The following is a 25,931-nucleotide window of genomic DNA, read 5'->3' on the forward strand; positions in this document are numbered from 1 at the left end:
TGTGAAAAAGTCGCTCACGTACCTTTATCGGGTACGCCAACTTATATGACTGAGTATGACAAATATCCCGCACAAAATCAACAGACGTCTGACAACTATTTTGATGAAAACGGTTTAAGTTTTCATTTTTTGATTTTCACCTAAAAAAAGAGGACAAAGCCTCAGGTGGCTCTCTCCTCTTTCAACTGTTAATGCCCCATGACACGACGCGGTTTTGATCCTTCAGACGGACCAATCAAACCATTTTCTTCTAACGCATCAATCAGTCGGGCGGCCCGGTTGTAGCCGATCCGATATTTCCGTTGAATCATCGAGGTGGATGCTGTCTCCTGTGTCAAGATGAACTGAACGACTTCATCGTATAACGGATCGTCGACTTCCGTCTCCCCTTCTGGAATATCTTTAGGAATCATAGCCTCGACATATTGTGCCTTTTGTTGGGAAATGACATGATTGACGATTGTTTCGACTTCTTCATCTGACAGGAATGCTCCCTGGACGCGAACCGGTTTATTCATTCCGTTCCCGAGCAATAACATGTCCCCTCGTCCGAGCAACTTGTCTGCCCCACTTGTATCAAGAATCGTCCGGGAATCCGTCCCACTGGAAACGCTGAAAGCGATCCGGGACGGGATGTTGGCCTTGATGACGCCGGTAATGATGTCGACACTTGGCCGTTGTGTCGCGATGACCATGTGGATCCCGGCTGCCCGCGCCATCTGAGCGAGCCGCATGATGGCATCTTCGACTTCATTTGAGGCAACCATCATCAAATCGGCTAACTCATCAACGATAACGACGATGTACGGCAGGCGTTGATGGACTTTTTCCTCTGCGTTCATCTTATCGATCAAGGCATTGTAGCCTTCGATATTCCGCGCCCCGTTCTGACTGAAGATTTCATACCGCCGTTCCATTTCCGAAACGACCTGTTTTAAAGCCTGTGCCGCTTTCTTCGGATCTGTCACGACAGGTGCGAGCAGATGGGGAATTCCGTTATAGACATTCAGTTCGACCATCTTCGGATCAATCATCATCAGCCGGACTTCATCTGGCCGGGCCCGCATTAAAATCGAAACAATCATTCCGTTGATACAAACAGATTTCCCGGAGCCGGTTGAACCGGCGACTAAGACATGCGGCATCTTATTCAGCTTCGCTGTGACCGTCTCACCGGAGATGCTTCGACCAAGCGCAACAAGTAAGCGATCCGGGTCTGCTTGAACGCTCTCCGCCCCTAAGACCTCTCGTAAAGAGACCATCGCGACTTCCCGGTTCGGCACTTCGATTCCGACGGCAGCTTTTCCGGGAATCGGTGCTTCAATCCGGATATCTTTTGCTGCGAGCGCAAGTGCCAAATCATCGGCCAGTCCGGTGATTCGACTCAGCTTGATACCTTGATCCGGTTCAATCTCATATTTCGTCACACTTGGCCCAAGATGGATTTTTAAGACTTTTGCTCCAATTCCAAACGACTTTAACGTAGCAATCAGTTTCGTCGCATTGTCTTTTAAGCGCTTGTTTTCCCCTGATAAGTCTTTTGTGACGGGTTCTGACAGTAAATCAAGCGACGGCAATTGATACCCGTCCGGTGTCTCCGTCATCGTCAGCGGTCCTTGTGGGTCTTTCGCTTGTGGTTCGACATGATCCGCAAATCCGATGATTGGTACATCTTGAAGATTGACCGGTGCTTCTTCCGGGACGAGTTCTTCGACGGCTTGTTTTTTCAATGTTTTCTTTTTAGCAACCGGTTGTTCTAGCGCTTCTGACTGGGTTGGTTTCTTTTTCTGAGGACGTTCTTTTGCTACTGTCTGTCGCTCGCGTTGCCGGAATTCCTGAATTCGTTCCTTGATCCCGAACGCCAGTTCACTGAAAAATGTCGGCTGAAGCAGATGAATTCCTGTCACCATCAGAAATAAACCGATCATAAATGCCCCAAAACTGGAGATATAATAAGAGGAACCTTGATACAGCCATGCATTCATGGCCCCACGCGGTTGACCAAGTAGCAAATCAATCCAGATTAAGCCACCTAAAATTAAGGAAGACCAGGCCCATTTGGCTACCCGTTCTTGGTTTGATAAGATCAGTAACAACATTCCGCCAATCAAACCGTACAGAAGGGAACCAAACTGTCCCACCTGATCTGTTGCGAATTGCGCCAGTACTTCACCGACACGTCCAAACTGTCCAAGTGCTAAAACGTACGCCAGCAATGAAAGAACCGCGATGATTGCTGCATATGTACGGTATTGGATCGGTTGACGCTGTTTTTTCGCGGGTGGCCGTTTTTTCGCCGGGATGCGCTTTCGTGGCGGTGTTTTCCGGACCGGTCCTTTTTTTGTTGTCGCCATCTTTCTCTGACCTCCTGATAAAAAAACGACTCAGCTGACCATCCATCGGCCTCCCTGAGTCGCTCCTTTTGTTAAATTTCCATGATGATCGGTAAAATCATCGGACGACGTTTCGTCTGTTCATACAAGTATGAACTTAACTTGTCACGAATCAATGATTTCATTTCTGTCCAGTCGAGCTCACCAGTCAATTTACCTTGCAGTTGCTTGGCAACGATACGGTTGGCTTCATTGATCATATCTTCGGATTCGCGCATATAAACGAATCCGCGGGAAATGATTTCTGGCCCGGAGACAATCGTTTTATTTTTTCGGCTGATGGTAATCACACAGAGGACAACACCGTCTTGTGACAACAGGCGACGATCACGTAAGACGATGTTTCCGACATCCCCGACACCAATTCCGTCAATCAGGACGTTTCCGGCGTTCACTTTACGTGACATCCGGGCTTTCCGTTTTTCAAACTCGACGACATCCCCGTTTTCGATGATGAAGATGTTGTTCGCATTGACACCAACCGTTTGTGCTAAACGGCTGTGTGCCTTTTGCATCCGGAACTCCCCGTGGATTGGAACGAAGAATTTCGGTTTAATCAAGTTCAGCATCAACTTCAAGTCTTCTGCGTGTCCGTGACCGGATACATGAACTTTCCGCTGATTGTAGATGACGTTCGCACCGGCGCGGAACAAGAGATCAATTGTTTTCGAAACGGATTTCTCGTTTCCGGGAATCGGTGACGCTGCAACGACAACGGTATCGTTTAAGCGGATGTTGACCTGCTTATGCGCGTTCCGTGCCATGCGTGTGAGAGCTGCCATCGGTTCACCTTGCGACCCCGTCGTTAAAATCACAACTTGATTATCATCAAGTCGATTGATTTCCGACAGTTCGACCAACGTTTTTTGTTTAAAGCGCAAGTAGTTCAAACGTTGAGCGACCTCCACGATATTGACCATGCTACGACCGACAACCGCAACTTTCCGGTTGTTGGCTTCTGCCGCTGCAAAGACCTGTTGCAGACGGTGAACGTTTGATGCGAAGGAAGCTACGATGACGCGACCTGGTGCCTCATAGATGACATCGTTCAGTTCCGAACCGACCGTTGATTCTGAGCCGGACATACCAGGACGTTCGGCATTCGTCGAATCAGATAACAGACAGAGGACACCGCGCTGACCGATTGCGGCAATCTTCCCGAAATCAGCTTGTTTGCCGTCGACTGGTGTGTAGTCAAATTTAAAGTCTCCCGTATGGACAATCGCCCCTTGCGATGTTTGGATACATACCCCGACTGCATCCGGAATCGAGTGATTAACACGGAAGAACGTAATGAAGTGACCTGCTACGGTTAATTTCGTCTTGGCATCAATTGGACGAAGATCTGCCTTTTTCAATAAACCGGCTTCTTTTAATTTAATTTCAATCAAACCAAGCGTTAAACGTGTTCCATAAACCGGTACTTTTAAGTCCCGTAAGACATAACTGAGGGCACCAATGTGGTCCTCATGTCCATGAGTAATGAAAATCCCTTGAATTCGCTCTTTGTTTTCTTTTAAATAACTAATGTCTGGAATGACTTTATCGATTCCAAGCATCTCATCTCCTGGGAACATTAACCCGGCATCGATTACGAAGATGTCCTCGTCGAGTTCGACGACGTACATGTTCTTACCGATTTCACCGGCGCCACCAAGAGCAAAGACGCTTACTTTTTCCGTCTTTTTCTTTGACACGATATGACCTCCTATTTATATTCACTTTTCGTGAGCCGTCCACTTATCACTATCACTATTCTAGCCGAACTTTGCCATTCTGCCAACAACAGGGATGGTGAAAACGAAAAAAAACATCGTGTGACCACTCTTTCGGTCCACACGATGTTCGTTTTACGGATTCAACAGCTTCTCGATTTCCTCTGTTCGGTTTGCTTTTTCCTGTCTGCTCGGTTTCTCGCCTGCTTGAAGCTCGTTCAAGGAATAACCGAATGTCATCTCGAAGTGCGGATAATCGACAAATCGTTTCCAGTCGCCGCCCCATTCAAAGCCAAGCGCTTTCCCGACAGCAGCCACCTCACGCCAGTCACTTTTACCTGATTGATTTCCGTCGTATTCTAAATCGTAAGAAATATCTCCGTCTATCATTTGAACGAAGTCAATCGCTAAACCATAATTGTGCATCGATTCTCCGCCGCGCGCGTTGGTTACTACGTCTCCTGCTTGTGAGCGGCCTTGTTCATACAGTGCATCCTGCTGTTTTTTTGTCCGATACCCTTGTGTGATCCGGATATCAATGTTGTAGCAGGAATGACTGAGACGAATCAAATCCTCCGCACCGGTACGGACTGCCGGATGAAGTTGCTTCAATTGATTGGCACTGTCGTTAATGAGACGGTTCTCGCCGGCACGGTCTCGTGGACAACTTTCCAGCCCTAACTCCGGCTGATCCATCAAAATGCTTGGCATTCGATTAGTAGACGCGGCAAGAAAGGATCCGATGGCAAACATGACCAGCAGGAACAAAATCCAGATGAAGATTGTTCCCCGTTTCATTAGCGGCGTAACTTCTTCCGAATTTTTTGAAGAATCGGCAATCCTGTTTCAAGCAACAGATATAACGGCTTGTTCAGGACATAGTCGAATTCTCCGATTTTTTCAATCATTTCACTGCCCCAACCTGACTTAAAGGCATAGAGACCCGCATAATGATCGTCCGGATCCGTTGATCCACTCACACCGCCAAAGTCATATGAAATGGCTCCGTGCGCTTTCGCATGACGCATCATCGTCCATTGCATCAAGTGGTTCGGCATGAATTCACGGTATTCGTTTGACGAGGCACCGTATAGGTAATACGACCGGCGACCGGCAAGCGTCAACAAACCGCCTGAAAGAATCACTCCGTTTGGATGTTTTGCCGCAATCGCCATCAGTTCAGTTTTCGATTTCTCTGCCTTTTCAATCTGAGCAGTCGTCTGTTCGAGTCGATTATTCAAACTGTTGATTTTTTTTTCGACCGTTTCTTTTTCCAGCTGACGGTGGATTTTCGTTAACTCCTTATCTGCTTGTAATAAGGCTGCTTCCGTATTTTCAAGCGCCCGGACGACATCCAGTTTAGTTAAAAACAATGCCGCATCTCCAGTCGGACGAAGATGATCGTAAAGATTTTCAAAGTAATCGAGACCGCGAATCGAAAACCCATCACGTTCTCCTGTTTCGACCATCAGGTTCGCAAATGTTTTTAACTCTTCCCGCGATGCTTCGTAACAAACAATCCCTTTTCGTTCGGCCAAACGGACATTATAACGAAACTTGGAATGGAAACGGTCAAAGATTTCTTTTTCCGACCCTTCAAGACTTGTCTCCATCGTAAAGCGCGGTTGCGCATAATCAAATCCGCCTCCGAATCCGTTGTGCTTAAATCCGAGTTCCTTCATTTCTTGAAGCAAGTTCGGATATTCCGTCCGGTCGACGTTCGGATCGAGTTTAATCGTAATCGCTTTTCGTTTTTTTGCGACTCGAATCGCCGCATCCCGTAATGCCGCAACGGCTGACTGATCTGTATAATCAACGACAAATCCGCGTGGAGCATAACATAACGTAAACGGTAATTTCGGAACTTTTTTAAACAATAACAATGCGACCCCGACCAGCTGACCGGTTGACGTTCCGACCGCAATCCGTTCATGCGTCCAGCCAGTTGCTGCCTTGACGGATCCCCAAGCAGGTAACTGGAGAAGATCTCCTTTCGGGTGGGTTTTTACAAACTGTTCAAACTGCGCCTGTTCAATTTCAAGTTGTTGATAAGTCACTTCTTTTCCTCCAATTGGCGTATCATCTCTTTAACGAGTACCTCTTCGTCGAGGGGTGTCTTCTCATCCCCAATGATTTGATATTTTTCATGCCCTTTTCCTGCTAGAATAACGATGTTGTCCGGTCGAGCAAGACTCGCTGCGTAGCGGACTGCTTCTTCCCGGTCTCCGATTTCAACGAATTGATCGTGAAGCATCCCGGATGCGATTCCGGATGTGATGGACTCATACGATTCAAAACGGGGATCGTCCGTCGTGATGACGACTGTTCCCGCGTACGTTGAGGCAAGTTGTCCCATCATCGGCCGTTTGGTCACATCCCGATTTCCGCCTGTTCCAATTAAAAAGACGATATTTTCTTTTGGAACATCAACTAATGCTTTCAAACATTGTTCGATACCATCCGGCGTATGCGCATAGTCCACATAAATGTTGTAACCGTCAATCGGCAAACGTTGCATCCGACCTTTTGCCGGCTGAATCTGAGTGATCGCATTCGAAATCTCAGTTAAACTGTAGCCGATTGAAAGAAGGATGCCTGTGGCAAGCAGTAAGTTATAGACGTTGAATCGACCGATGAATTGAACAGTCAGTTCGACCGATTGTTCCTGATAAACCATCGTAAATGTTGTTTCCTGAAGCGTTTGTGTAATATTTGTAGCCATCAAGTCGGCCGATTGATCAATCCCGTATGTCATGACACGGGCACCCGTCATCATCTCAAATAACTGACTGATCTCATCATCTGCATTCAAGACTGCGACTTTTTTATCGGATAGCCGTTGCCCGAGTTGTGCAAAGAGCAATCCTTTTGCCCGTGCATAATTCTCGAATGTTTTATGGAAATCGAGATGATCGTGTGTCAGGTTCGTAAACCCAGCCACGTCAAAATCTGTTCCGGTCACCCGTCCGAGCTCCAATCCGTGTGAAGAGACTTCCATGATGACGTCTTCGACGCCTTCTTGGTGCATTTGATGGAAAAAGGCTTGCAGTTCCGAACTTTGAGGTGTCGTATTACGACTCGGGACGACCCGGTCACCAATTTTGACTTCGACGGTACCGATGATTCCCGTTTTCCGTCCCAACTGGGCCAAGACATCACGGACGATCGTCGTCGTCGTCGTTTTTCCGTTCGTTCCGGTGATTCCGATCATCCGCATCTTTTCAGAAGGATAATCATAAAACTTACCGGCAAGTTCTGCCATCGCCCGGGTCGTACTTCTGACAAGAATGACAGGAATCGTCACATCGAGCAAGCGTTCTGACACGATGGCGACAGCCCCCTGTGCTTCGGCCTGTTTGGCATAATCGTGTCCATCCACTGTATAACCTTTAATGGCGACAAATAACGTACCTGGCTTCACATCACGTGAATCGGTTGTTAAAGACGTCACGACTGCCTCTACCATACGTTCCGTTTTTTGAGTCTGAATGACTTCGATTAGTTCAGCTAAATTCAAGGGTATTCCTTCTTTCTCAACAACTTGTTTTTCAGTTACATGCTATTTCAGTGTAGGGTAAGGTTCACTCGGTTTCAAGGTCTGCCTCATCGATTTCCGGCAAGATGTAAGCTTTAGCCGGTGGTTCACTAAAGATATACGCAATCATTTCCTGAACGTTAGCAGGCGTAATCTGTTCCGCTTCTGCCAGTACATCTTCTAGCGTCGGATGCATTCCTAAATGGAGTTCATTCCGGGCATTACGGTTCATATGACTGGATATACTCTCATTTCCTAAAATCAACGATCCTTTTAACTGCTCGATTCCATCTTCTAGCTCTTTCGTCGTCAGACCATGTTCGAGCAGTTGTTTGATTTCCGTTGAAAGAACGGTTTCAACTTCTTCCAGCGTTTCTTTTGATGTTCCGACATAAATCGTAAACGTGCCATGATCATCGAATGTCGTATAGTACGAAAAGACGGAATAGGCTAATCCACGGTCTTCGCGAATCGATTGGAACAGGCGGCTCGACATCGTCGCTCCGAACGCATTATTGAGTAAGGCTAACGTCGGCAAACGATCATCAGCAGAAGGGATTGCTCGGAAGTTATAACAAACATGGACTTGTTCCGTGTCTTTTTCTTTCTGCAACGTGTCACTTTTCAAAGTCGGTTCTTCAATTTGGCGGACGGTTTCACTTGTCCGCAGTGTACTGAACCGATTTTTAATTTGTGTAATCAATTCATCCGTCACATGCCCTGCAACCGAGATGACGATTTGTTCCGGTGCATACGCTTCCTGCAGGTACTCTACAATCATTTGACGGCTCAGTTGCTTGACGCTTTCTTCCGTACCGAGAATCGGTCGGGCCATGACGTCTTCCCCGTAAGCGGCCACTGCTAACAGTTCGTGCACCAAATCATCTGGTGTATCTTCGTACATTTTAATTTCTTCAATCACGACCCGCTTTTCTTTTTCCAGTTCCTCTTCGTCGAACGTCGACTCCAAAAACATGTCAGCGAGGACATCAAACGCCGTGATGGCATGTTCATCCAATGTCTTTACATAATAACAGGTCTGATCTTTACTCGTGAATGCATTAATATTACCACCCAAGCGGTCAAAATAAACGGCAATTTCTTTTGCCGATTGTTTTTTCGTCCCTTTAAACATCATGTGTTCAATCAAATGGCTGATGCCATGTTCTTCTTTGGTTTCCGTCCGGGAACCGGCTTTGATGAAAATACCGGTTGCTACACTCCGGGCATTCTCGATCCGTTCACTAACGATTCGAACCCCATTCTCTAATACAAGTCTTTCGACCATCGTTCATTCCTCCTTGAAATATGAAACAAGGTGGCCCGCGGTGCACGTATTCGCACCGTTGAGCCACCTTTGTTTTCATTAGTTACGACGCGGTGGACGTTGTCCGTCACGTGGTGGGCGAGATCCAGTATCCCGACGCGGCGGGCGGCTGTCACGCTCTGTTTTTTTCTTTTCATCGTATGCGGCACGATCTTCCGCACTCATACCTTCAACAAGCAATACTTTATGCGATGCATTGACACGTCCTTTGTCATCGACTTCTGTGACACGGACTTTCAATTTATCGCCTAATTTGACGACATCTTCAGTTTGGCCAACACGCTCAAGTGCTAATTCCGAGATGTGTACAAGAGCATCTTTCCCTTTGAATAGTTCGACGAAAGCACCGAATTTTTCGACGCGGCGAACTGTCCCGTCAAATTCTTCTCCGATGACGACTTCACGGACGATATCTTCAATCAACTGACGAGCACGATTGATGCCGTCTTGATCCGTTGACGCGATAAAGACTGTTCCGTCTTGGTCGATATCGATTTTAACACCCGTCTCATCGATGATGCTGTTGATGACTTTACCGCCGGGTCCAATCACATCACGGATTTTATCCGGATTGATTTTCAATGTGACGATTTTCGGTGCATATTTAGACAACTCGACACGTGGTTCAGCAATGACTGAATTCATGTGTTCAAGGATGTGTAAACGACCGAGACGCGCTTGTTCAAGCGCCTCTTCTAAAATTTGACGCGTAATTCCGCCAATCTTCATATCCATTTGAAGAGCAGTCACTCCGTCTTTAGTTCCTGCGACTTTAAAGTCCATATCGCCGAGATGATCTTCCATCCCTTGAATGTCTGTCAGGATCGAATAGTTTTCGCCTTCTTTAATCAAGCCCATTGCAATTCCGGCGACCGGTGCTTTCAGCGGCACACCTGCATCCATCATCGCAAGGATTGATCCACAAATCGATGCCTGTGAAGACGAACCGTTTGATTCAAGAACTTCTGACACGAGACGAATCGTGTAAGGGAAATCTGTTTCTGATGGAAGAACTGGTAACAGTGCACGCTCCCCGAGTGCTCCGTGACCGATTTCACGACGACCCGGTGCACGCATCGGACGAGCTTCTCCGACTGAGAACGGCGGGAAGTTATAATGGTGCATGAAACGTTTTTCTGCTTTGAGTCCAAGTCCATCGATGATTTGCGCATCTCCTGCGACACCGAGCGTCGCGACAGACAAGACTTGTGTTTGACCACGTGTGAACAAACCTGAACCGTGTGCACGTGGTAACAATCCGATTTCCGAGTCAAGCGGACGGATTTCAGCAAGACCACGACCGTCTGGACGGACTTTGTCTTCTGTAATCAAACGACGTACTTCTGTTTTGACGAATTTGTTCAAGACACCCGATACTTCTGCCAATTGCGCTTCCGTAATCGAATCATCTGCTGCGTACTGATCGATATATTTCGAAATGACTTCGTTGATGGCAAGATCACGTGCTTGTTTTTCTTCGACTTGAACCGCCATCGTGACTTCTGCAAGTGCATCGGCTTTCAAGCGGTTGACAAGAGTCTCGTCAAACGAAGAAACCGTATAGGCGAATTTCTCTTGACCAACGGCTGCGACGATTTCTTCTTGGAACGCAATCAATGTCTTGATGACATCATGTCCGAGAAGAATCGCTTCAAGCATCGCTTCTTCCGACACTTCTTTTGCTCCGGCTTCGACCATGTTGACCGCATGTTTCGTTCCGGCAACTTGAAGGTCGATATCACTTTCAGCTGCTTGACTCATTGTCGGGTTGATGATGAACTCACCGTTCACGCGACCAATCGTCACGCCGGCAATCGGACCATCAAATGGAATGTCTGAAATCGACAAGGCAATGGAAGCCCCGATCATCGCTGCGACTTCTGGTGAATTGTCTTCATCTGAAGATAAGACCGTCGTTGCAACTTGGATGTCATGACGGAATCCATCTGGGAACAAGGGACGGATCGGACGGTCAATCAAACGTGATGTCAAAATCGCGTTTTCGCCCGGACGTCCTTCACGTTTTAGGAAGCCGCCCGGAATCTTACCTGCTGCATATAATTTTTCTTCATAGTTCACGGTTAATGGGAAGAAATCTAAGTCTTTCGGTTGTTTTGATGCTACGACCGTCGCAAGGACTGCCGTCTCACCGTAACGGATCAATGCTGCTCCGTTTGCTTGTTTGGCCAGTTGACCGATTTCAATTGTTAATGGACGTCCACCGAGTTCGGTCGAAAACGTCTGCTTTGTTTGTGACATGCACAAATCCCCTCTCACTTCTATCCGTTTTTTCATTCAAATCTAATTATGGATGTTCTTGCGCCAAATGTCCACGAATCGGCAAAAAAAAGAAGCAGGAGACGATGCTCCTGCTTCCTTGTTGATCTGTTCGGATTAGCGACGAAGACCAAGACGCTCGATCAATGAACGGTAACGTGAAACATCCTTGTTACGAAGGTATGTGAGCAAGTTACGGCGACGACCAACCATTTTCAAGAGACCACGACGTGAGTGGTGATCCTTTTTGTGTGTACGTAAGTGATCGTTTAAAGTTGTGATCTGTTCAGTTAAAACAGCAACTTGTACTTCCGGCGAACCAGTATCGCCTTGTTTCGTAGCATAAGCTTCGATAATTTCATTTTTACGTTCTTTAGTGAGTGCCATTGTCACTCCACCTCCATCTTTTGAATGACCGTATTGCCGAGCATCGGATGGTGAGACCTGATGCCAAGCCAACCGGCTGTACGTATTCGTACTGACTCATCATAACGAACCCGTCACCGTCTGTCAAACCGTTAATGCCTGCATCGCGTGAATTTTATCTTGGGCAAGTTGACTTTTTAAACTCTCAATTCCATCGAATGCTTGTTCGTCCCGTAAGTAAGCCATCCATTCGAGCTTCAGTTCCTGTCCATATAAATCTTCGTCAAATGCGAGCAGGTGAGTTTCGATGCTGACTTCTCCCGTCTCATAAAACGTCGGTCTCCGTCCGATGTTCGTCATCGCCGGAAATTTTCGCCCATCCTCTAGATGAACGAACGTCGCATAGACACCTAGTTTCGGAATGACATAAGCAAATTCCGGGCGGATATTGGCGGTCGGAAATCCAATTTGGCGACCGCGGGCGTCGCCATGAATGACAATCCCTTTCGTTTGATACGGCTCACCTAACAACAGAGCTGCCTCTGCAACGGCGCCATCTGCGAGTAAACGACGAATTCGTGTCGAGCTGACCTTTTCATCGTCTGCTTGGTGTTCTGAAACGATCGTATGATCAAATCGTCCACGACTGTGGAAATCAAGCGTCGCCATTTTGCCGGCCCCGAACCGTCCATACGAATAATCAAATCCTGCAACAATGTGGCGTGCTCCGGCAGCAATTAAATAGTGGTCAACGAAGTCTTGTGGTGACAACTCTGAAAAGGCGACTGTGAATTCAATGACATACACCCGGTCAATGCCAAGTTGCGCCATCTTTTCGAGTTTTCGGTCCAGCGGTGTAATGTAGAGAATCTGTTCCGTTCCGTTACCAAGTACTTGTTTCGGATGAGGGTCAAACGTCATGACCGCTACCGGCAGATGTAATTCGCGGCTTTTTTCAATTGCGGTTTGTAAAACACGTTGGTGTCCAAGATGTACGCCATCAAAAAAGCCGAGTGCAATAACAGCCGGGTCTTCTACTGGTTGTTCTGGATATGTTAAATGAATGATGTCCATTCCTGATCTCTCCGATCCTAATCGATTTGTAACATGACTTCTACGCGTCCCATATTGATTTCGGAATCAAGCCGATAGATTGCTAAAGGGATGCCCTCTTCATTATAGACAGTAAAGCGTTCAAATTCGACCGGAATGCCTGCTAACTTGGCACCATTCAAGACACGGGCCGCTGTCTCGGCATCTACAGTCAACCGTGGCCACTTTTGAATGACTTGTTCAATCGGTAAAACGTACTGCATCCGCTCTTCCACCGTCTCACAGGCTTCAAGTGTTGCAAGTGTCACCGCTTCTGTTTCGGACATCGCACCCGAGCTTGTCCGGCGCAATTCACTCATATGGGCCGCATAACCTAACCGTTCACCGATTTCAACCGCAAGTGTCCGGATGTACGTGCCTTTTCCGCAGGCAATTTCGATTTGAAAACGGCAGACACCGTCTTCAAAAGTCAATTCAGATGTTCGGTCCAGTGTATCGATTTGAACGATTCGGGTCGGTCGTTCCACTTCGATGCCTTTACGGGCATATTCATATAATTTTTTCCCGTTTACTTTCACGGCCGAATAATAGGGCGGTGTCTGTTCCAGCTGTCCGGTCAGTTGATTGAGTATTTCATCGACTTGCTGCTCCGTAAATGCATCAGGTGGGACCGGCGTTTCCCGAACGGTTTCCCCGTGGGCATCTTCGGTTGTCGTCGCATAGCCAATCGTCACTTCTGCGACATACTTCTTCCCTTCGTCCGTAATGAAGCGCGCAAGCTTCGTTGCTCGTCCGAGACAAATCGGCAAGACACCTGTCACTTCCGGATCAAGCGTTCCGGTATGTCCGACTTTTTTTGTTTGAAAAAGGCGACGCAGTCGAAAAACACAATCGTGACTCGTCATACCTGCTGGTTTATCTAACGGTAATACTCCGATGGGTTCCATCCTTGTCCCTCCTAAAAAAGGACAACCACAGGTGTGGTTGCCCTTGTCTTGTTAATCCTTGTTCAAGTTCCGGAGCAATTCGTCGATCCGTGATCCGTACTCGACAGATGTATCGATCTCAAACAGCAATTCAGGTGTCTTCCGTAAACGGATCCGTGATCCGATTTCTTTACGCATGAACCCTTTTGACTTTTCAAGACCAACGCGCGCTTCTTCACGCACCGTTTCATCACCGAGCACCGAATAAAAGATCGTTGCTTGTTGTAAGTCACCTGTGACTTCAACACCGGTTACCGTCACCGCCTTGACACGCGGATCATTCACATCTTTAATCAACATTTGCGTAATTTCTTTACGCACCTGCTCTGCTACACGATTGGAACGTACGCTCATTCTATATCCCTCCAGTTCGGATTCTGATCCGTTCTGTTACTTGCGTTTAACTTCTTCCATGATGAACGCTTCGATGACATCGTCTACTTTGATATCGTCGTATCGTTCGATCTTGATTCCACACTCGTAACCGGCTGCTACTTCTTTGACATCGTCTTTGAAGCGGCGCAACGTATCGAGTTTTCCTTCATAAATAACGATGCTGTCACGAACAACACGAACACCTGCAGCACGTGTCAATTTACCTTCTGTGACATAACCACCGGCAATCGTTCCGACTTTCGAGACTTTGATGACGTCACGAACTTCAGCTTGACCAATGATTTTCTCAACGAATTCTGGGTCAAGAAGACCTTTCATCGCTTGTTCGATTTCTTCGATCGCATTGTAGATGATTTTGTGAAGACGAATCTCAACCTTCTCTTGGTCTGCCATCGATTTCGCGTTACCATCTGGACGGACGTTAAAGCCGATGATGATGGCGTTAGCTGCTGAAGCCAAGATGACATCACCTTCTGTGATGGCACCAACACCTGAGTGGACGATGTTGATCTTAGCACCTTCGACGTCGATTTTCTTGAGTGAACCGGCGAGGGCTTCGACTGAACCTTGAACGTCACCTTTGATGATGATGTTGAGGTCTTTGACTTCGCCTTCTTTGATCCGGTCGAAGAGATCTTCCAAACTGACTTTCGCTGAATCGCGGCGTTGTGCCTCGATTTCACGTTGGTAACGCGCTTCCCCGATTTGACGGGCTTTTTTCTCATCTTCAAACGCAAAGAATTGATCTCCGGCTTTTGGTACATCGTTCAAGCCTGTAATTTCGATTGGTGTCGACGGGCCAACCTCTTTGACACGGCGACCGATATCGTTGACCATTGCCCGAATCCGGCCGAACGTATGACCGACGACAATTGGATCTCCGACACGAAGTGTTCCGTGTTGGACGAGCAATGTCGCAACAGGTCCGCGTCCTTTATCGAGTTTCGCTTCGATGACCGTTCCGCGTCCGTGCATGTCCGGTGTAGATTTATATTCTTGGACTTCGGAGACAAGAAGAATCATCTCAAGCAACTCGTCGATTCCGTCTCCTTTAAGAGCTGAAACCGGTACGAAAATCGTGTCACCGCCCCAGTCCTCGGCTACGAGTTCGAACTCCGTCAATTCTTGTTTGACACGGTCTGGATTAGCGCCTTCTTTATCCATCTTGTTGACAGCAACGATGATTGGAACTCCGGCTGCTTTTGCGTGGCTGATCGCTTCTTCCGTTTGCGGCATGACGCCGTCATCTGCTGCGACAACGATGATGGCGATATCCGTGACATCTGCCCCACGTGCACGCATTGTTGTAAACGCGGCGTGACCTGGTGTATCGAGGAATGTAATTTTCTTTCCTTCGATTTCTACTTGGTAGGCACCGATATGCTGCGTAATTCCGCCGGCTTCGCCTGCTGTGACTTTTGTGTTTCGGATCGAGTCAAGCAATGTCGTTTTACCGTGGTCAACGTGTCCCATGATTGTAACGACCGGTGGACGTTCTGACAATTCGTAGTTATCGAGGTTCAGTTCATATGCATCGAAGTCTGTTTCATCGACTTTAACTGTTTTTTCGACTTCAAATCCGAAGTCAGATGCAAGCAATTCAACCGTCTCATCATCGAGATCTTGGTTAATGGTCGCCATAACGCCCATTCCCATCAATTTCATGATCAGTTCGTTTGGTTTTTTATCCATTTTTTCAGCCAATTCGCCGACTGTTAAGTTGTCTGCGTATTGAACGACGTTCGCCATTGCTTCTTCTTGCGCCCGACGTGCTGCTTTTCGTTGACTTGATTTTGAATTTGGGTCTGCTACTTCCAGTTTACGTGGTTCCACTTTTTTCTGTGGACGGCGTTTTCCACCGCGGTTATTGCGGTTTCCGAATTCCGGACGTCCGCCTTTTGTATTGCGTGATTGGTTCCCTGCTGGTTTGTTAGTTGTTCCTGGTCTGTTCGGTTTATTGTCTGATTTCACTTGTTTTGGAGCCTCCGTTTTTTGGACCCGATGTTTCTCGGGATTAAATACTTTGTCGAGTTGCTGTACTGTCTGTTCATCTAAAACCGCCATATGATTCTTAACGGGTTTTTCCAGCTTTTCGAGCTGGGCGATGACCTGCTTACTCGTTACATTCTGTTCTTTCGCGAATTCGTATACACGTTTACCCAAAAGATCCACCTCCAGTTAATCGTTCGAGAGGAGTTCCGTTAGCTTTTTCGCAAATCCGGCTTCGTTGACTGACACGACAACACGCGCGTCTTTCCCAAGTGCATGTCCAAGAATGTTTCGATCTCCGACTTCGATGTACGGAACACGATAACTTGTACATTTATCCGTCACTTTCTTACGCGTGGCAGCCCCCGCATCTGCTGCTAAGAGGACGAGTTTGGCTTGTCCCCCCCGTACTTCTTTCAGTACGAGTTCTTCTCCAGTCGTCACTTTCCGCGCTCGGTTCGCGAGACCAAGGAGCGATTCCCATTTACTCATGTGTACCTCCCGCGATCGCAAGCAATTGATCATATAACGCATCTGTTGTTTTGACTTTCAGATGGTGATCGAGTGTGCGCTTCTTTTTTGCTGTCGCAATGACAGTGGCATCTTTCGTCAAATAGGCGCCTCGCCCATTCATTTTACCATTAAGATCGACGACAACCTCACTGTCAGGTGTCCGGACGACCCGAATTAACTCTTTTTTAGGACGCATCTCTTGTGTGATGACACATTTGCGTAATGGTACCTTTTTTTGCACGAATTATTCCTCGCCTTCGACTTGGACCGTTTCCACGTCAACTGCTTCTGTTGCCGCAGGTTCGACTTTCATGAAGACATCTTTCAATTCCATCGATTCTGCTTCTGATTCGCTCTTGATGTCAATTTTCCATCCTGTTAACTTGGCAGCTAAACGGGCATTTTGACCACGTTTCCCGATCGCAAGTGACAATTGGAAGTCCGGTACGACGACGATTGTCGCTTTTGCCGGCTCATTGACATATACGGCGACGACTTGTGCTGGACTTAATGCATTGGCGACGTATTCTTTCGGATCATCTGAATAACGGACGATATCAATCTTTTCTCCGTTTAATTCGTTAACGATACGTTGGACACGCGCTCCTTTTTGACCGACACATGCACCGACAGGATCGATTTCGTCGGAAGCAACGGCAATCTTCGAACGGTCGCCGGCTTCACGTGCTACCGACTTCACTTCAACTTCGCCGCTGGCGATTTCAGGTACTTCGATTTCAAACAGACGTTTTAATAAACCTGGGTGTGTCCGCGATACAAGAATCGATGCGCCTGATCCCTTGACCATTGGATCGACTTTCGTTACGTATACTTTGATGTATTCCCGGATTCCGAAACGTTCATTCGGCATCTGTTCGTGTGTCGTCAGTACGGCTTCAATCCCCTCCAGGTTAACGTAAAGATTACGTGCATCCTGACGTTCAACCATTCCGGTCATGATTTCATCTTCCCGGTCGGCGAAATGATTGTAAATACGTTCCCGCTCTGCTTCGCGCATCTTTTGTGTGACGATTTGTTTCGCCGTTTGTGCTGCGACACGTCCGAAATCACCTGGTGTCACTTCGACTTTATGGAAATCACCGAGTTCATACGTTGGATCGATTTCGTGTGCTTCCTCGAGTGAAAGCTGTTCTTCCGGCTGTGTCAAACGTTCAACAACCTCTTTTAAGGCAAAGACACGGATATCTCCTGTCTGTTGGTCAAATTCGACTTTTACTGCCTCCGACTCTTTTCCAAAGTTGCGACGATAAGCGGAAATCAATGCCTGTTCCAGCGCATCGATGATGATATTCTTATCAATCTCTTTTTCTTTAGCGATTTGTTCGATTGCTTCAAGTAACTGTGGTCCCATCGTTCTCTTCCTTTCCTTAGAACACTACCGCAAGCCGCGCCATCGCGATCTTGTTCACCGGTATTTCAATTTTCAATTTTCGTGTCTTCACACGGACTTCGAGTTCAAGCATTTCTTCAGAATAAGTCAGTAGTGTACCCTCAAATTCTGTCGCATCCTTGACGGGATCATGTGTCTTGATATAGACGTGTTTGCCAATCGCCTTTTCGAAATCCTCGGTTTTTTTGAGTGGTCGTTCAGCACCTGGACTCGCAACATCTAAATAGTAGGGTTCGTCAATCGGATCATCTTGATTCAATGCTTCCGATAACTTTTCATTGATGTTGACACAGTCTTCCAGGTCAACGCCACCTTCTTTATCGATGGAGACACGTAGGAACCAATCCGCCCCCTCTTTGACGAATTCGACGTCGACAAGCTCCATCCCCTCTCGTTCTACGATCGGTTTAGCGAGTTGTTCGACCTTCTCAGTTACGTTCGTCATCTTCATCCTCCTTCAAAAAACAAACAAGAAAGGAGCAGGTCCCCCTACTCCTTCCAAGTCGTAGTATAAAAAACATTTCCTCACTCAATATAGCATAATGCACCTTCTTAAGCAAGCATCCGCAAGGCTTTAGAGGTCAAATAACGAGAGTTGGTTCTCATCCGGAAGACCTTCCAGACAACCGAGATTATCCAGCGTTTCGATAATCGACTTCGAGAGTTTCGCCCGTTTTTGCAAATCTTCCTTCGACAGGAACTCACCGCCTTTTCGGGCTTCGACGATTTGTTTCGCCGCGTTCGTTCCAAGACCGGTGACAGCATCGAACGGCGGCAGTAGCGAATCTCCATCAATCAGAAACTCGGATGCACTCGATTTATACAAATCGACTTTGCTGAAGGTAAAGCCCCGTTCAATCATTTCAAGCGCAATCTCAAGCACGGTGTACAGCCCCTTGTCTTTCGCCGTTGCTTCAAATCCTTTATCTTTGATATCCTGCAATACTTTGCGGATCGCTGCCGATCCCTTGTTCATCGCCCCGATATCAAAATCACCGGCACGAACCGTGAAGTAAGAGGCATAATAGTACATCGGATGATGGACTTTATAATAAGCAATCCGGACGGCCATCAACACATAGGCCGCGGCGTGGGCTTTCGGGAACATGTACTTGATTTTTTTACACGAATCGATATACCAAAGCGGTACATGATTTTCAATCATCGCCTCTTCCATCTCAATTGAAAGACCTTTCCCTTTACGGACCGATTCCATGATTTTAAAGGCAAGTGACGGTTCAAGACCCGCGTAAATCAAATAGACCATGATATCATCCCGGCAACCGATGACGTCTTTCAGTTCACATGTTCCGTTATAAATCAGCTCACTGGCATTACCGAGCCAGACATCCGTGCCGTGAGACAGACCGGAAATCTGGACAAGTTCTGAAAAAGTCGTCGGTTTTGTTTCTTCAAGCATCTGTCGGACAAATTTTGTCCCAAACTCTGGAATCCCAAGCGTCCCGGTTTTCGAATCAATCTGTTCCGGTGTCACGCCAATCGATTCTGTCGAACTGAAAATCTTCATGACCTCTGCATCATCGACGGGAATCGTTTTCGGATCGCGTCCCGACAAATCTTGCAGCATCCGAATCATCGTCGGATCATCATGTCCGAGGATATCCAGTTTCAATAAGTTATCGTGGATCGAATGGAAATCAAAGTGGGTCGTTTTCCACTCGGACCCCATGTCATCCGCCGGGAATTGAATCGGACTGATATCATAAATGTCCATATAATCCGGAACAACGATGATCCCACCCGGATGCTGACCCGTCGTCCGTTTGACACCGGTCACACCGCTGACGAGCCGGTCGACTTCAGCATTCCGGTAGTTTAAATCATTTTCAGACTGATATCCTTTGACGTAGCCGTAAGCCGTTTTCTCGGCAATCGTACCAATTGTCCCGGCTCGGTACACATAGTCGTCACCAAACAAGACTTTTGTATAGGCGTGGGCTTTCGGCTGGTATTCTCCACTGAAGTTTAAATCAATATCCGGTACTTTATCCCCTTTGAATCCAAGGAACGTCTCAAACGGAATATCGTGCCCGTCTTTGATTAACGGCACGTCACACGTCTTACACGTTTTATCCGGTAAGTCGAATCCAGAACCAACCGATCCATCATCAAAGAATTCCGACTCCTTACAATTCGGACAGACGTAATGCGGTGGTAACGGATTGACTTCCGTGATTTCCGTCATCGTCGCGACGAGGCTCGAACCGACCGATCCCCGGGATCCGACGAGATATCCATCATCGAGTGATTTTTTTACGAGCTTGTGCGAAATCAGATAAATGACGGCAAATCCGTGACCGATAATCGATTTGAGTTCCTTTTCGAGCCGTGCTTCGACGATTTCCGGCAGGACATCGCCGTAAATGCGATGCGCCATGTCATACGACAACGACCGGACCTCTTCATCCGCGCCTTCAATTTTAGGCGTGAACAAATCTTTTGGAATGATATCAATATTTTCAAACCAGCCGGCGATTTTCTGACTATTGATGATGACAAGCCGCTCCGACAGTTCCGGTCCTAAAAATTTAAAATCACTCATCATTTCTTGTGTCGTCCGGAAATGGGCCGGCGGCAATTGTTTACGCATATTCAGCATGTTGGCGCCGCCCTGCGTCCGAATCAACACTTCCCGATAGGTGGCGTCATGTGTGTCCAGATAATGCACATTGCCCGTCGCTACCGGCAGAATATCGTTTTCTTCCGCGACCCGGATGACCTTTTTGATCAAATCCCGCAGTTCCAACTCATTTTGAACGATTTCCCGTTCGATTAAATGACCGTACATCGCAGGTGGCTGAATTTCGATGAAATCATAAAAACGCATGACCTTCGCCAAATCTTCATCTGATTTATTAAGGGCTGCATCAAACACTTCCCCGTTGTCACAGGCCGAACCTATGATCAAACCGTCCCGGTGCGCAACGAGTTGCGAACGCGGTGTCCGGACGACACGGTGGACGTGTTTCGTATGCGCCAGCGAAATCAGCTGATACAAGTTTTTCAGACCTGTCCGGTTTTTGGCATAGACCGTCGCATGATACGGACGTGCCCGTGAAATATCTTTTCCCATCTCCCGGTTAAGCGAAAGGTGAGTCTTCATATTAAACATCTCGTCCGCCATTTGCAGTAGTTTGAGCATCAAATAGCCGGTCGCTTCCGCATCGTAAATCGCCCGGTGATGCTGGGTCAATTCAATATCAAATCGTTTCGCGAGCGTATTCAAACGGTGATTTTTAAGACTCGGCATCAGGACACGCGCGAGTTCGAGCGTATCGATGACGGGTAAAGTCGATTCATCATGGTTACCGGACCGTAATGTGGCATTTAAGAACCCGATATCAAAGGAAGCATTGTGGGCAACGAGAATCGAATCCCCCGCCCAGTCCATGAATTCCTTGACGACTTGTTCCGGGTCCGGTTTTCCGCGGACCATCTCATCGGTAATTCCCGTTAAATCAATCGTTGTCGCTGACAAGAGATGTTTTGGATCAGCAAACGCTTCGAACTTGTCGATGATGTCTCCATCGTAAATCTTAACAGCGGCTAACTCGATGATTTTGTTATACATCGCAGACAATCCGGTGGTCTCGACGTCAAAAACGACAAACGTTGCTTTTTCCAAGTCTTGATCGACCGGATGATACGCGACCTGAACCCCGTCGTTGACGACGTTCGCTTCAATCCCGTATAACACCTTGATGTTGTTTTTCTTTCCGGCATAATACGCATCCGGGAAGCTTTGCGCCCCCGCGTGATCAGTGATGGCGACTGCCGGGTGCCCCCAGGCAGCTGCTCGCTCCACATATTTCGTCACGTTCATGACAGCATCCATCTGACTCATTTGGGAATGGGCATGTAACTCGACCCGTTTCTCACCCGCCCATGGATCGGCCGGCAGTTCCATTTTGACTTCGGACAACTGGGCGATCATCATACACAAGTCACGCAAGAACGTATCAAATTCGACACGGCCCGCTACTTGAATCCACATGCCTTTTTTGATAGCCGACAGGATTTTGACATCGGTCTCGTCACGGGCAAACATTTTGACGACCAAAGAATCCGTATAGTCGGTCAGTTTAAATGTAAAGATTGTTTTTCCGCTGCGGAGTTCCCGACTTTCTGCCGCAAAAACAAGTCCCCGGATTGCAATCCGGCGTTCTTCATCTTGAATCGTCTTAATCGGTACCACTTCGTCTTGAATCGGTTTTCCAATCCGGATATCAATTGGTCCTTCGTCATCGTCACGGGATTGTTCCCGTTTGAATTGAAGTTCAAGCATTCGTTTTGCTTCATCAATATCCTCCTGTTTAACCTGATTCCGTAATTCTTCCTGCTCAGTTTGATCCATCTGGACGACCGGTTCACACACAAATTTCGGGAACCCGTATGCCCCGTATAATAATTGCATTTCACCGCAAAGATCATTTTTCAGGAATCCGGCTTCCGGTTCACTTCGAACCGGAATAAATAGTTTATTGTCCCGGTACTCCGGCAAAACACGGCTTAGATGACTCCGCATCGCTGACGAGGCATCAGCCAAATCCTCGACGATATACGGCCAGTAATCAATAAATAGTTTAGCGTCGGGACGTTGCTCGGATTCAAGCAGTAATTTGACCTCCGCAAACTGTTGGTAACGGCTTTTCAGCCGACTGTAAAACATCTGATAAACGTTTTGAGGTAAGACCTGTAGCAGTCGGATATGGAAAGTCCATGTCGCGGTTGCTTTTTGGACCCGTAATTTTTCAAGTGAAGCATCTGTAAAAAATTCTTCAACGATGCCGGTTGGTAATTCTAAATCGCTCATCAAGAGCGACATGCGTTGTTGTGTATCCACTCGCATTTGTGCTGTCGTTGTTGCTTCACACCATGACAGCCACTCCTCCTCCTCTTGCAGATTGCCCAAGGGGCGAATGGGTGTGAGACAAGAAAACAGTCACTTTACGAAAAGTGACCGTTCCCATTACTTATTGTAAACCTTCATAAAGCGAACGAACAGCTTCAAGAAGATCTGCTTGTTGAATTTCTTCTGCTTCTCCACCGCGTCGTGCTTTCAGTTCCACGATACCGTCCGATGCTTTTTTACCTACATTGATTCTTACAGGCAGTCCAATCAAGTCTGCGTCGGCAAATTTGACGCCGGCACGTTCTTTCCGATCGTCAAAGAGAACCGAGAATCCGGCGGCCGTCAGGTCATGGTAGACCGTTTCCGCCACTTGCATTTGTTCTTCATTTTTACCGTTGACGGCAATCAAATGAACATCAAATGGTGCAATGGCTTTTGGCCAGATGATGCCGCGTTCATCGTAATGTTGCTCGACGACGGCAGACATCGTCCGCGAGACACCAATCCCGTAACAACCCATGATCAACGGTTGGGCTTTCCCGCCTTCATCAAGGAACGTAGCATTCATGCCCTCTGAATAACGTGTCCCGAGTTTAAAGACTTGTCCGACTTCGATTCCTCGAGCGAACTTGACGTGTCCTTGTCCGTCCGGTGAGAGGTCACCTTCTTCGACGAATCGTAAATCTGTGTATTCTGCTTCAAAGTCGCGGTTTGGCTCAACATGCACGTAATGCGTTTCCGGCTTGTTCGCGCCGCAAACAGAATTTGTTAATGCCCGCACTGCATAATCCGCAACAACCTTCATGTCGGCCCCAATCGGTCCGAGCGTTCCCGGTGTCGAATGGAGTGCCTGCTCGATTTCTTCATCCGTTGCCATCATAATATCGAGAGCACCGAGGTAATTCTTCAGTTTAATGTCATTGACTTCATGATCACCACGGACGAGCGCCATGACAAGACCTTCTTCCGTTTTGAAGACAACCGTTTTGATCGACTCCTGTTCCGGTAATCCAAGTACTGCACTGACAGCTTCAATTGTTTTGGCGTCACCTGTGTGAACTTCTTCTAATGCTTCTGATGCTTTATCTTGTTTCGTGTACTGATCGACCGATTCTGCCATCTCCAGGTTCGCCGCATAATCCGACTGATCAGAATACACGATCGTATCTTCGCCGATAGCAGCCAAGGCATGGAATTCATGTGTTCCACTACCGCCAATCGCACCGGAATCTGCGACGACCGGACGGAACTCGAGTCCGACACGTGTGAAGATTTTTGTATAGGCATTAAACATATTTTGATATTCTTCTTCCAAACTCTCTTGCGACGAATGGAACGAATAGGCATCTTTCATGATGAATTCACGGCCACGGAGTAATCCGAACCGTGGACGGCGTTCATCCCGGTACTTCATTTGAATCTGGAACAAGTTGACCGGTAATTTTTTATAGGAGTTCAGCTCATCACGGACGATGGACGTAATCAACTCTTCATGTGTCGCACCAAGCGCAAACCGTCGATCGTGACGGTCCGTCAAACGCATCAGTTCCGGACCGTAAATATCCCAGCGTCCGGTTTCTTCCCATAGTTCTGCTGGTTGAATAGCTGGCATCAACAATTCCTGCGCACCAGCTCCCTCCATTTCTTGACGAATGATCGTCTCGATTTTCGACAGGACGCGTTTCGCCAGTGGAAGATACGAATAGATTCCGGCTGCATTTTGACGCATAAACCCTGCCCGTAACAAAAGCTGATGACTGATGGCTTCTGCATCGGATGGTACTTCACGTAAAGTAGGCATAAATAATTTGGATTGTTTCATGTGAGTCGTGAACCCCTTTGACTAATAATTTAAAAGAACTTCTGGATATCGTTCCATGTGACGACCAACATCAAGAGCATCAAAAGTGCAAATCCAACAAAATGGACTAATCCTTCTTTTTGCGGATCGACCGGTTTCCCGCGCAACGCTTCTAAAAACAGGAACAATAATCGGCCACCGTCTAAAGCAGGTAGTGGTAATAAGTTGAATACTGCTAAGTTGACTGAAAGCAATGCAGTCCATGTCAGCAACATGGAAAATCCACTGTCCGCAACTTGATCCGTCATTTTGACGATTCCGACCGGACCGGATAATTGATCGACGCCGACGACACCCGTTACGAGATCTCCGACAGCTCCGACGATCAATGTCGACATCCGCCATGTTTCGGAAATACCTGTCTGTAAGGCTGTTCCAAATGATTTTTCTGTCTCATTCGTCACACCAATGATTCCAACTTTTTGATCACCTTGCTGTTGTACCTTCGGTGTGATGGACGTCGTTTGCTCCTGACCATCTCGTTCGTAGACGACGGTTGTCTTTTTTCCGGCCTGATCTTGGAACCCGGCCCGTAAATCCGTCCATTTATCCGTTTCTGTTCCATTGACGGAAACAATCCGGTCTCCTTCGACAAGACCTGCCTTATCAGCCGGAGATTCTTTTTGCACCGTTCCAATGACACTTTCTCCGGTCGGTGAACCATTATACAATGCTAAGCCGAACAAGATAACAAACGCGAGAACAAAGTTCATGGCCGGACCTGCCGCAATGGCTAGGACACGTTTGAAAACGGATTTTGATCCAAACGTTCGATCGTATGGCGCGATTTGAGTTTTGGTTTGTCCTTCGACAAGAAATGCCGTCTTCGAGACAGGGTAACGTGCCGATACTTCATCTTGTAAGGCGATGACTTCTAGCTTATGCAATAAATCAATTTTTTCGACGGTTACGACTTGATCCGCCTCCGGACGGGACGCATCCAAATACATCGTCTCAATGATACCGTCACGAAGTCCCAAGCCGATTGTTTGACCCGGTTTGACTTCAACGAATTCCGGTTCTTCCCCGGCCATTTTGACATATCCACCAATTGGTAACAGGCGAATCGTGTACAACGTCTCATTTTTGAAAAAAGAAAAAATTTTCGGACCAAATCCGATGGCGAATTCGCGACAGAGGATTCCTGCCCGTTTTGCCATGACGAGATGACCCCATTCATGCACGGCAACAAGTACACCGAACATCAATACGATTGATATAAAGGTCGTCATTGTT

19 protein-coding genes are annotated in these 25,931 nt (G+C 47.3%); all 19 read right to left on the reverse strand.

The window, feature by feature from the left end; all coding sequences use genetic code 11:
- Positions 1 to 188: 188 nt before the first annotated feature.
- Complete coding sequence (locus tag ACP26N_RS09990; protein ID WP_131502557.1) at positions 189 to 2,354, reverse strand: DNA translocase FtsK; 2,166 nt, start codon at positions 2,352 to 2,354, stop codon at positions 189 to 191.
- A gap of 71 nt (positions 2,355 to 2,425) precedes the next feature.
- Positions 2,426 to 4,090, reverse strand: a complete 1,665-nt coding sequence (locus ACP26N_RS09995; RefSeq protein ID WP_114595533.1) for a ribonuclease J — start codon at positions 4,088 to 4,090, stop codon at positions 2,426 to 2,428.
- 153 nt (positions 4,091 to 4,243) lie between these two features.
- Positions 4,244 to 4,906, reverse strand: a complete 663-nt coding sequence (locus ACP26N_RS10000; RefSeq protein WP_114595532.1) for a M15 family metallopeptidase — start codon at positions 4,904 to 4,906, stop codon at positions 4,244 to 4,246.
- On the reverse strand, positions 4,906 to 6,165 hold the full coding sequence (locus ACP26N_RS10005; RefSeq protein ID WP_131502559.1) for a lipid II:glycine glycyltransferase FemX: 1,260 nt from the start codon (positions 6,163 to 6,165) through the stop codon (positions 4,906 to 4,908). Before ACP26N_RS10005 ends, ACP26N_RS10000 begins: the two co-directional genes overlap by 1 nt.
- Complete coding sequence (locus tag ACP26N_RS10010; RefSeq protein WP_131502560.1) at positions 6,162 to 7,625, reverse strand: UDP-N-acetylmuramoyl-L-alanyl-D-glutamate--2,6-diaminopimelate ligase; 1,464 nt, start codon at positions 7,623 to 7,625, stop codon at positions 6,162 to 6,164. The genes ACP26N_RS10005 and ACP26N_RS10010 overlap by 4 nt, the downstream gene beginning before the upstream one ends.
- Positions 7,626 to 7,689: 64 nt before the next feature.
- Positions 7,690 to 8,931: a M16 family metallopeptidase gene (locus ACP26N_RS10015; RefSeq protein ID WP_426353762.1), complete on the reverse strand. Its 1,242-nt coding sequence runs from the start codon at positions 8,929 to 8,931 to the stop codon at positions 7,690 to 7,692.
- Positions 8,932 to 9,009: 78 nt separating this feature from the next.
- The gene (gene pnp / locus ACP26N_RS10020) at positions 9,010 to 11,229 is read right to left on the reverse strand and encodes a polyribonucleotide nucleotidyltransferase (protein WP_131972525.1); all 2,220 of its coding nucleotides are present in this window, start codon (positions 11,227 to 11,229) and stop codon (positions 9,010 to 9,012) included.
- A gap of 135 nt (positions 11,230 to 11,364) precedes the next feature.
- The gene (gene rpsO, locus ACP26N_RS10025) at positions 11,365 to 11,634 is read right to left on the reverse strand and encodes a 30S ribosomal protein S15 (RefSeq protein ID WP_012370703.1); all 270 of its coding nucleotides are present in this window, start codon (positions 11,632 to 11,634) and stop codon (positions 11,365 to 11,367) included.
- A gap of 123 nt (positions 11,635 to 11,757) precedes the next feature.
- Complete coding sequence (locus ACP26N_RS10030) at positions 11,758 to 12,687, reverse strand: bifunctional riboflavin kinase/FAD synthetase (RefSeq protein WP_426353764.1); 930 nt, start codon at positions 12,685 to 12,687, stop codon at positions 11,758 to 11,760.
- A gap of 17 nt (positions 12,688 to 12,704) precedes the next feature.
- Positions 12,705 to 13,613 carry a tRNA pseudouridine(55) synthase TruB gene (truB, locus tag ACP26N_RS10035; RefSeq protein WP_131502564.1) on the reverse strand — a complete coding sequence of 303 codons (909 nt, stop codon included), beginning with the start codon at positions 13,611 to 13,613 and terminating at the stop codon, positions 12,705 to 12,707.
- Between the two features lie 51 nt (positions 13,614 to 13,664).
- Positions 13,665 to 14,006, reverse strand: coding sequence for a 30S ribosome-binding factor RbfA (gene rbfA, locus ACP26N_RS10040; protein WP_012370706.1), 342 nt, complete (start codon positions 14,004 to 14,006; stop codon positions 13,665 to 13,667).
- Positions 14,007 to 14,042: 36 nt separating this feature from the next.
- Positions 14,043 to 16,211 carry a translation initiation factor IF-2 gene (infB, locus tag ACP26N_RS10045; RefSeq protein WP_026828043.1) on the reverse strand — a complete coding sequence of 723 codons (2,169 nt, stop codon included), beginning with the start codon at positions 16,209 to 16,211 and terminating at the stop codon, positions 14,043 to 14,045.
- A gap of 15 nt (positions 16,212 to 16,226) precedes the next feature.
- Positions 16,227 to 16,529 (reverse strand): YlxQ family RNA-binding protein, encoded by a 303-nt coding sequence (locus ACP26N_RS10050; RefSeq protein ID WP_012370708.1) that lies wholly within the window; start codon positions 16,527 to 16,529, stop codon positions 16,227 to 16,229.
- Entirely contained in the window at positions 16,522 to 16,791 is a 270-nt protein-coding gene (rnpM, locus tag ACP26N_RS10055; RefSeq protein WP_012370709.1) for an RNase P modulator RnpM, read from the reverse strand. Before rnpM ends, ACP26N_RS10050 begins: the two co-directional genes overlap by 8 nt.
- Before the next feature lie 3 nt (positions 16,792 to 16,794).
- The gene (gene nusA / locus ACP26N_RS10060) at positions 16,795 to 17,922 is read right to left on the reverse strand and encodes a transcription termination factor NusA (RefSeq protein ID WP_131502565.1); all 1,128 of its coding nucleotides are present in this window, start codon (positions 17,920 to 17,922) and stop codon (positions 16,795 to 16,797) included.
- A 16-nt stretch (positions 17,923 to 17,938) separates the two neighbouring features.
- Positions 17,939 to 18,406 carry a ribosome maturation factor RimP gene (gene rimP, locus ACP26N_RS10065; protein ID WP_114595525.1) on the reverse strand — a complete coding sequence of 156 codons (468 nt, stop codon included), beginning with the start codon at positions 18,404 to 18,406 and terminating at the stop codon, positions 17,939 to 17,941.
- A 129-nt stretch (positions 18,407 to 18,535) separates the two neighbouring features.
- Positions 18,536 to 22,831: a PolC-type DNA polymerase III gene (locus ACP26N_RS10070; RefSeq protein WP_188004499.1), complete on the reverse strand. Its 4,296-nt coding sequence runs from the start codon at positions 22,829 to 22,831 to the stop codon at positions 18,536 to 18,538.
- Between the two features lie 124 nt (positions 22,832 to 22,955).
- Positions 22,956 to 24,656 (reverse strand): proline--tRNA ligase, encoded by a 1,701-nt coding sequence (locus tag ACP26N_RS10075; RefSeq protein ID WP_426353766.1) that lies wholly within the window; start codon positions 24,654 to 24,656, stop codon positions 22,956 to 22,958.
- A gap of 29 nt (positions 24,657 to 24,685) precedes the next feature.
- Positions 24,686 to 25,927, reverse strand: coding sequence for an RIP metalloprotease RseP (rseP, locus tag ACP26N_RS10080; RefSeq protein WP_188004501.1), 1,242 nt, complete (start codon positions 25,925 to 25,927; stop codon positions 24,686 to 24,688).
- Between the last annotated feature and the right edge of the window lie 4 nt (positions 25,928 to 25,931).

This window comes from Exiguobacterium sp. R-39, from assembly GCF_049942815.1.
In the GTDB taxonomy this organism is placed as follows: domain Bacteria; phylum Bacillota; class Bacilli; order Exiguobacteriales; family Exiguobacteriaceae; genus Exiguobacterium_A.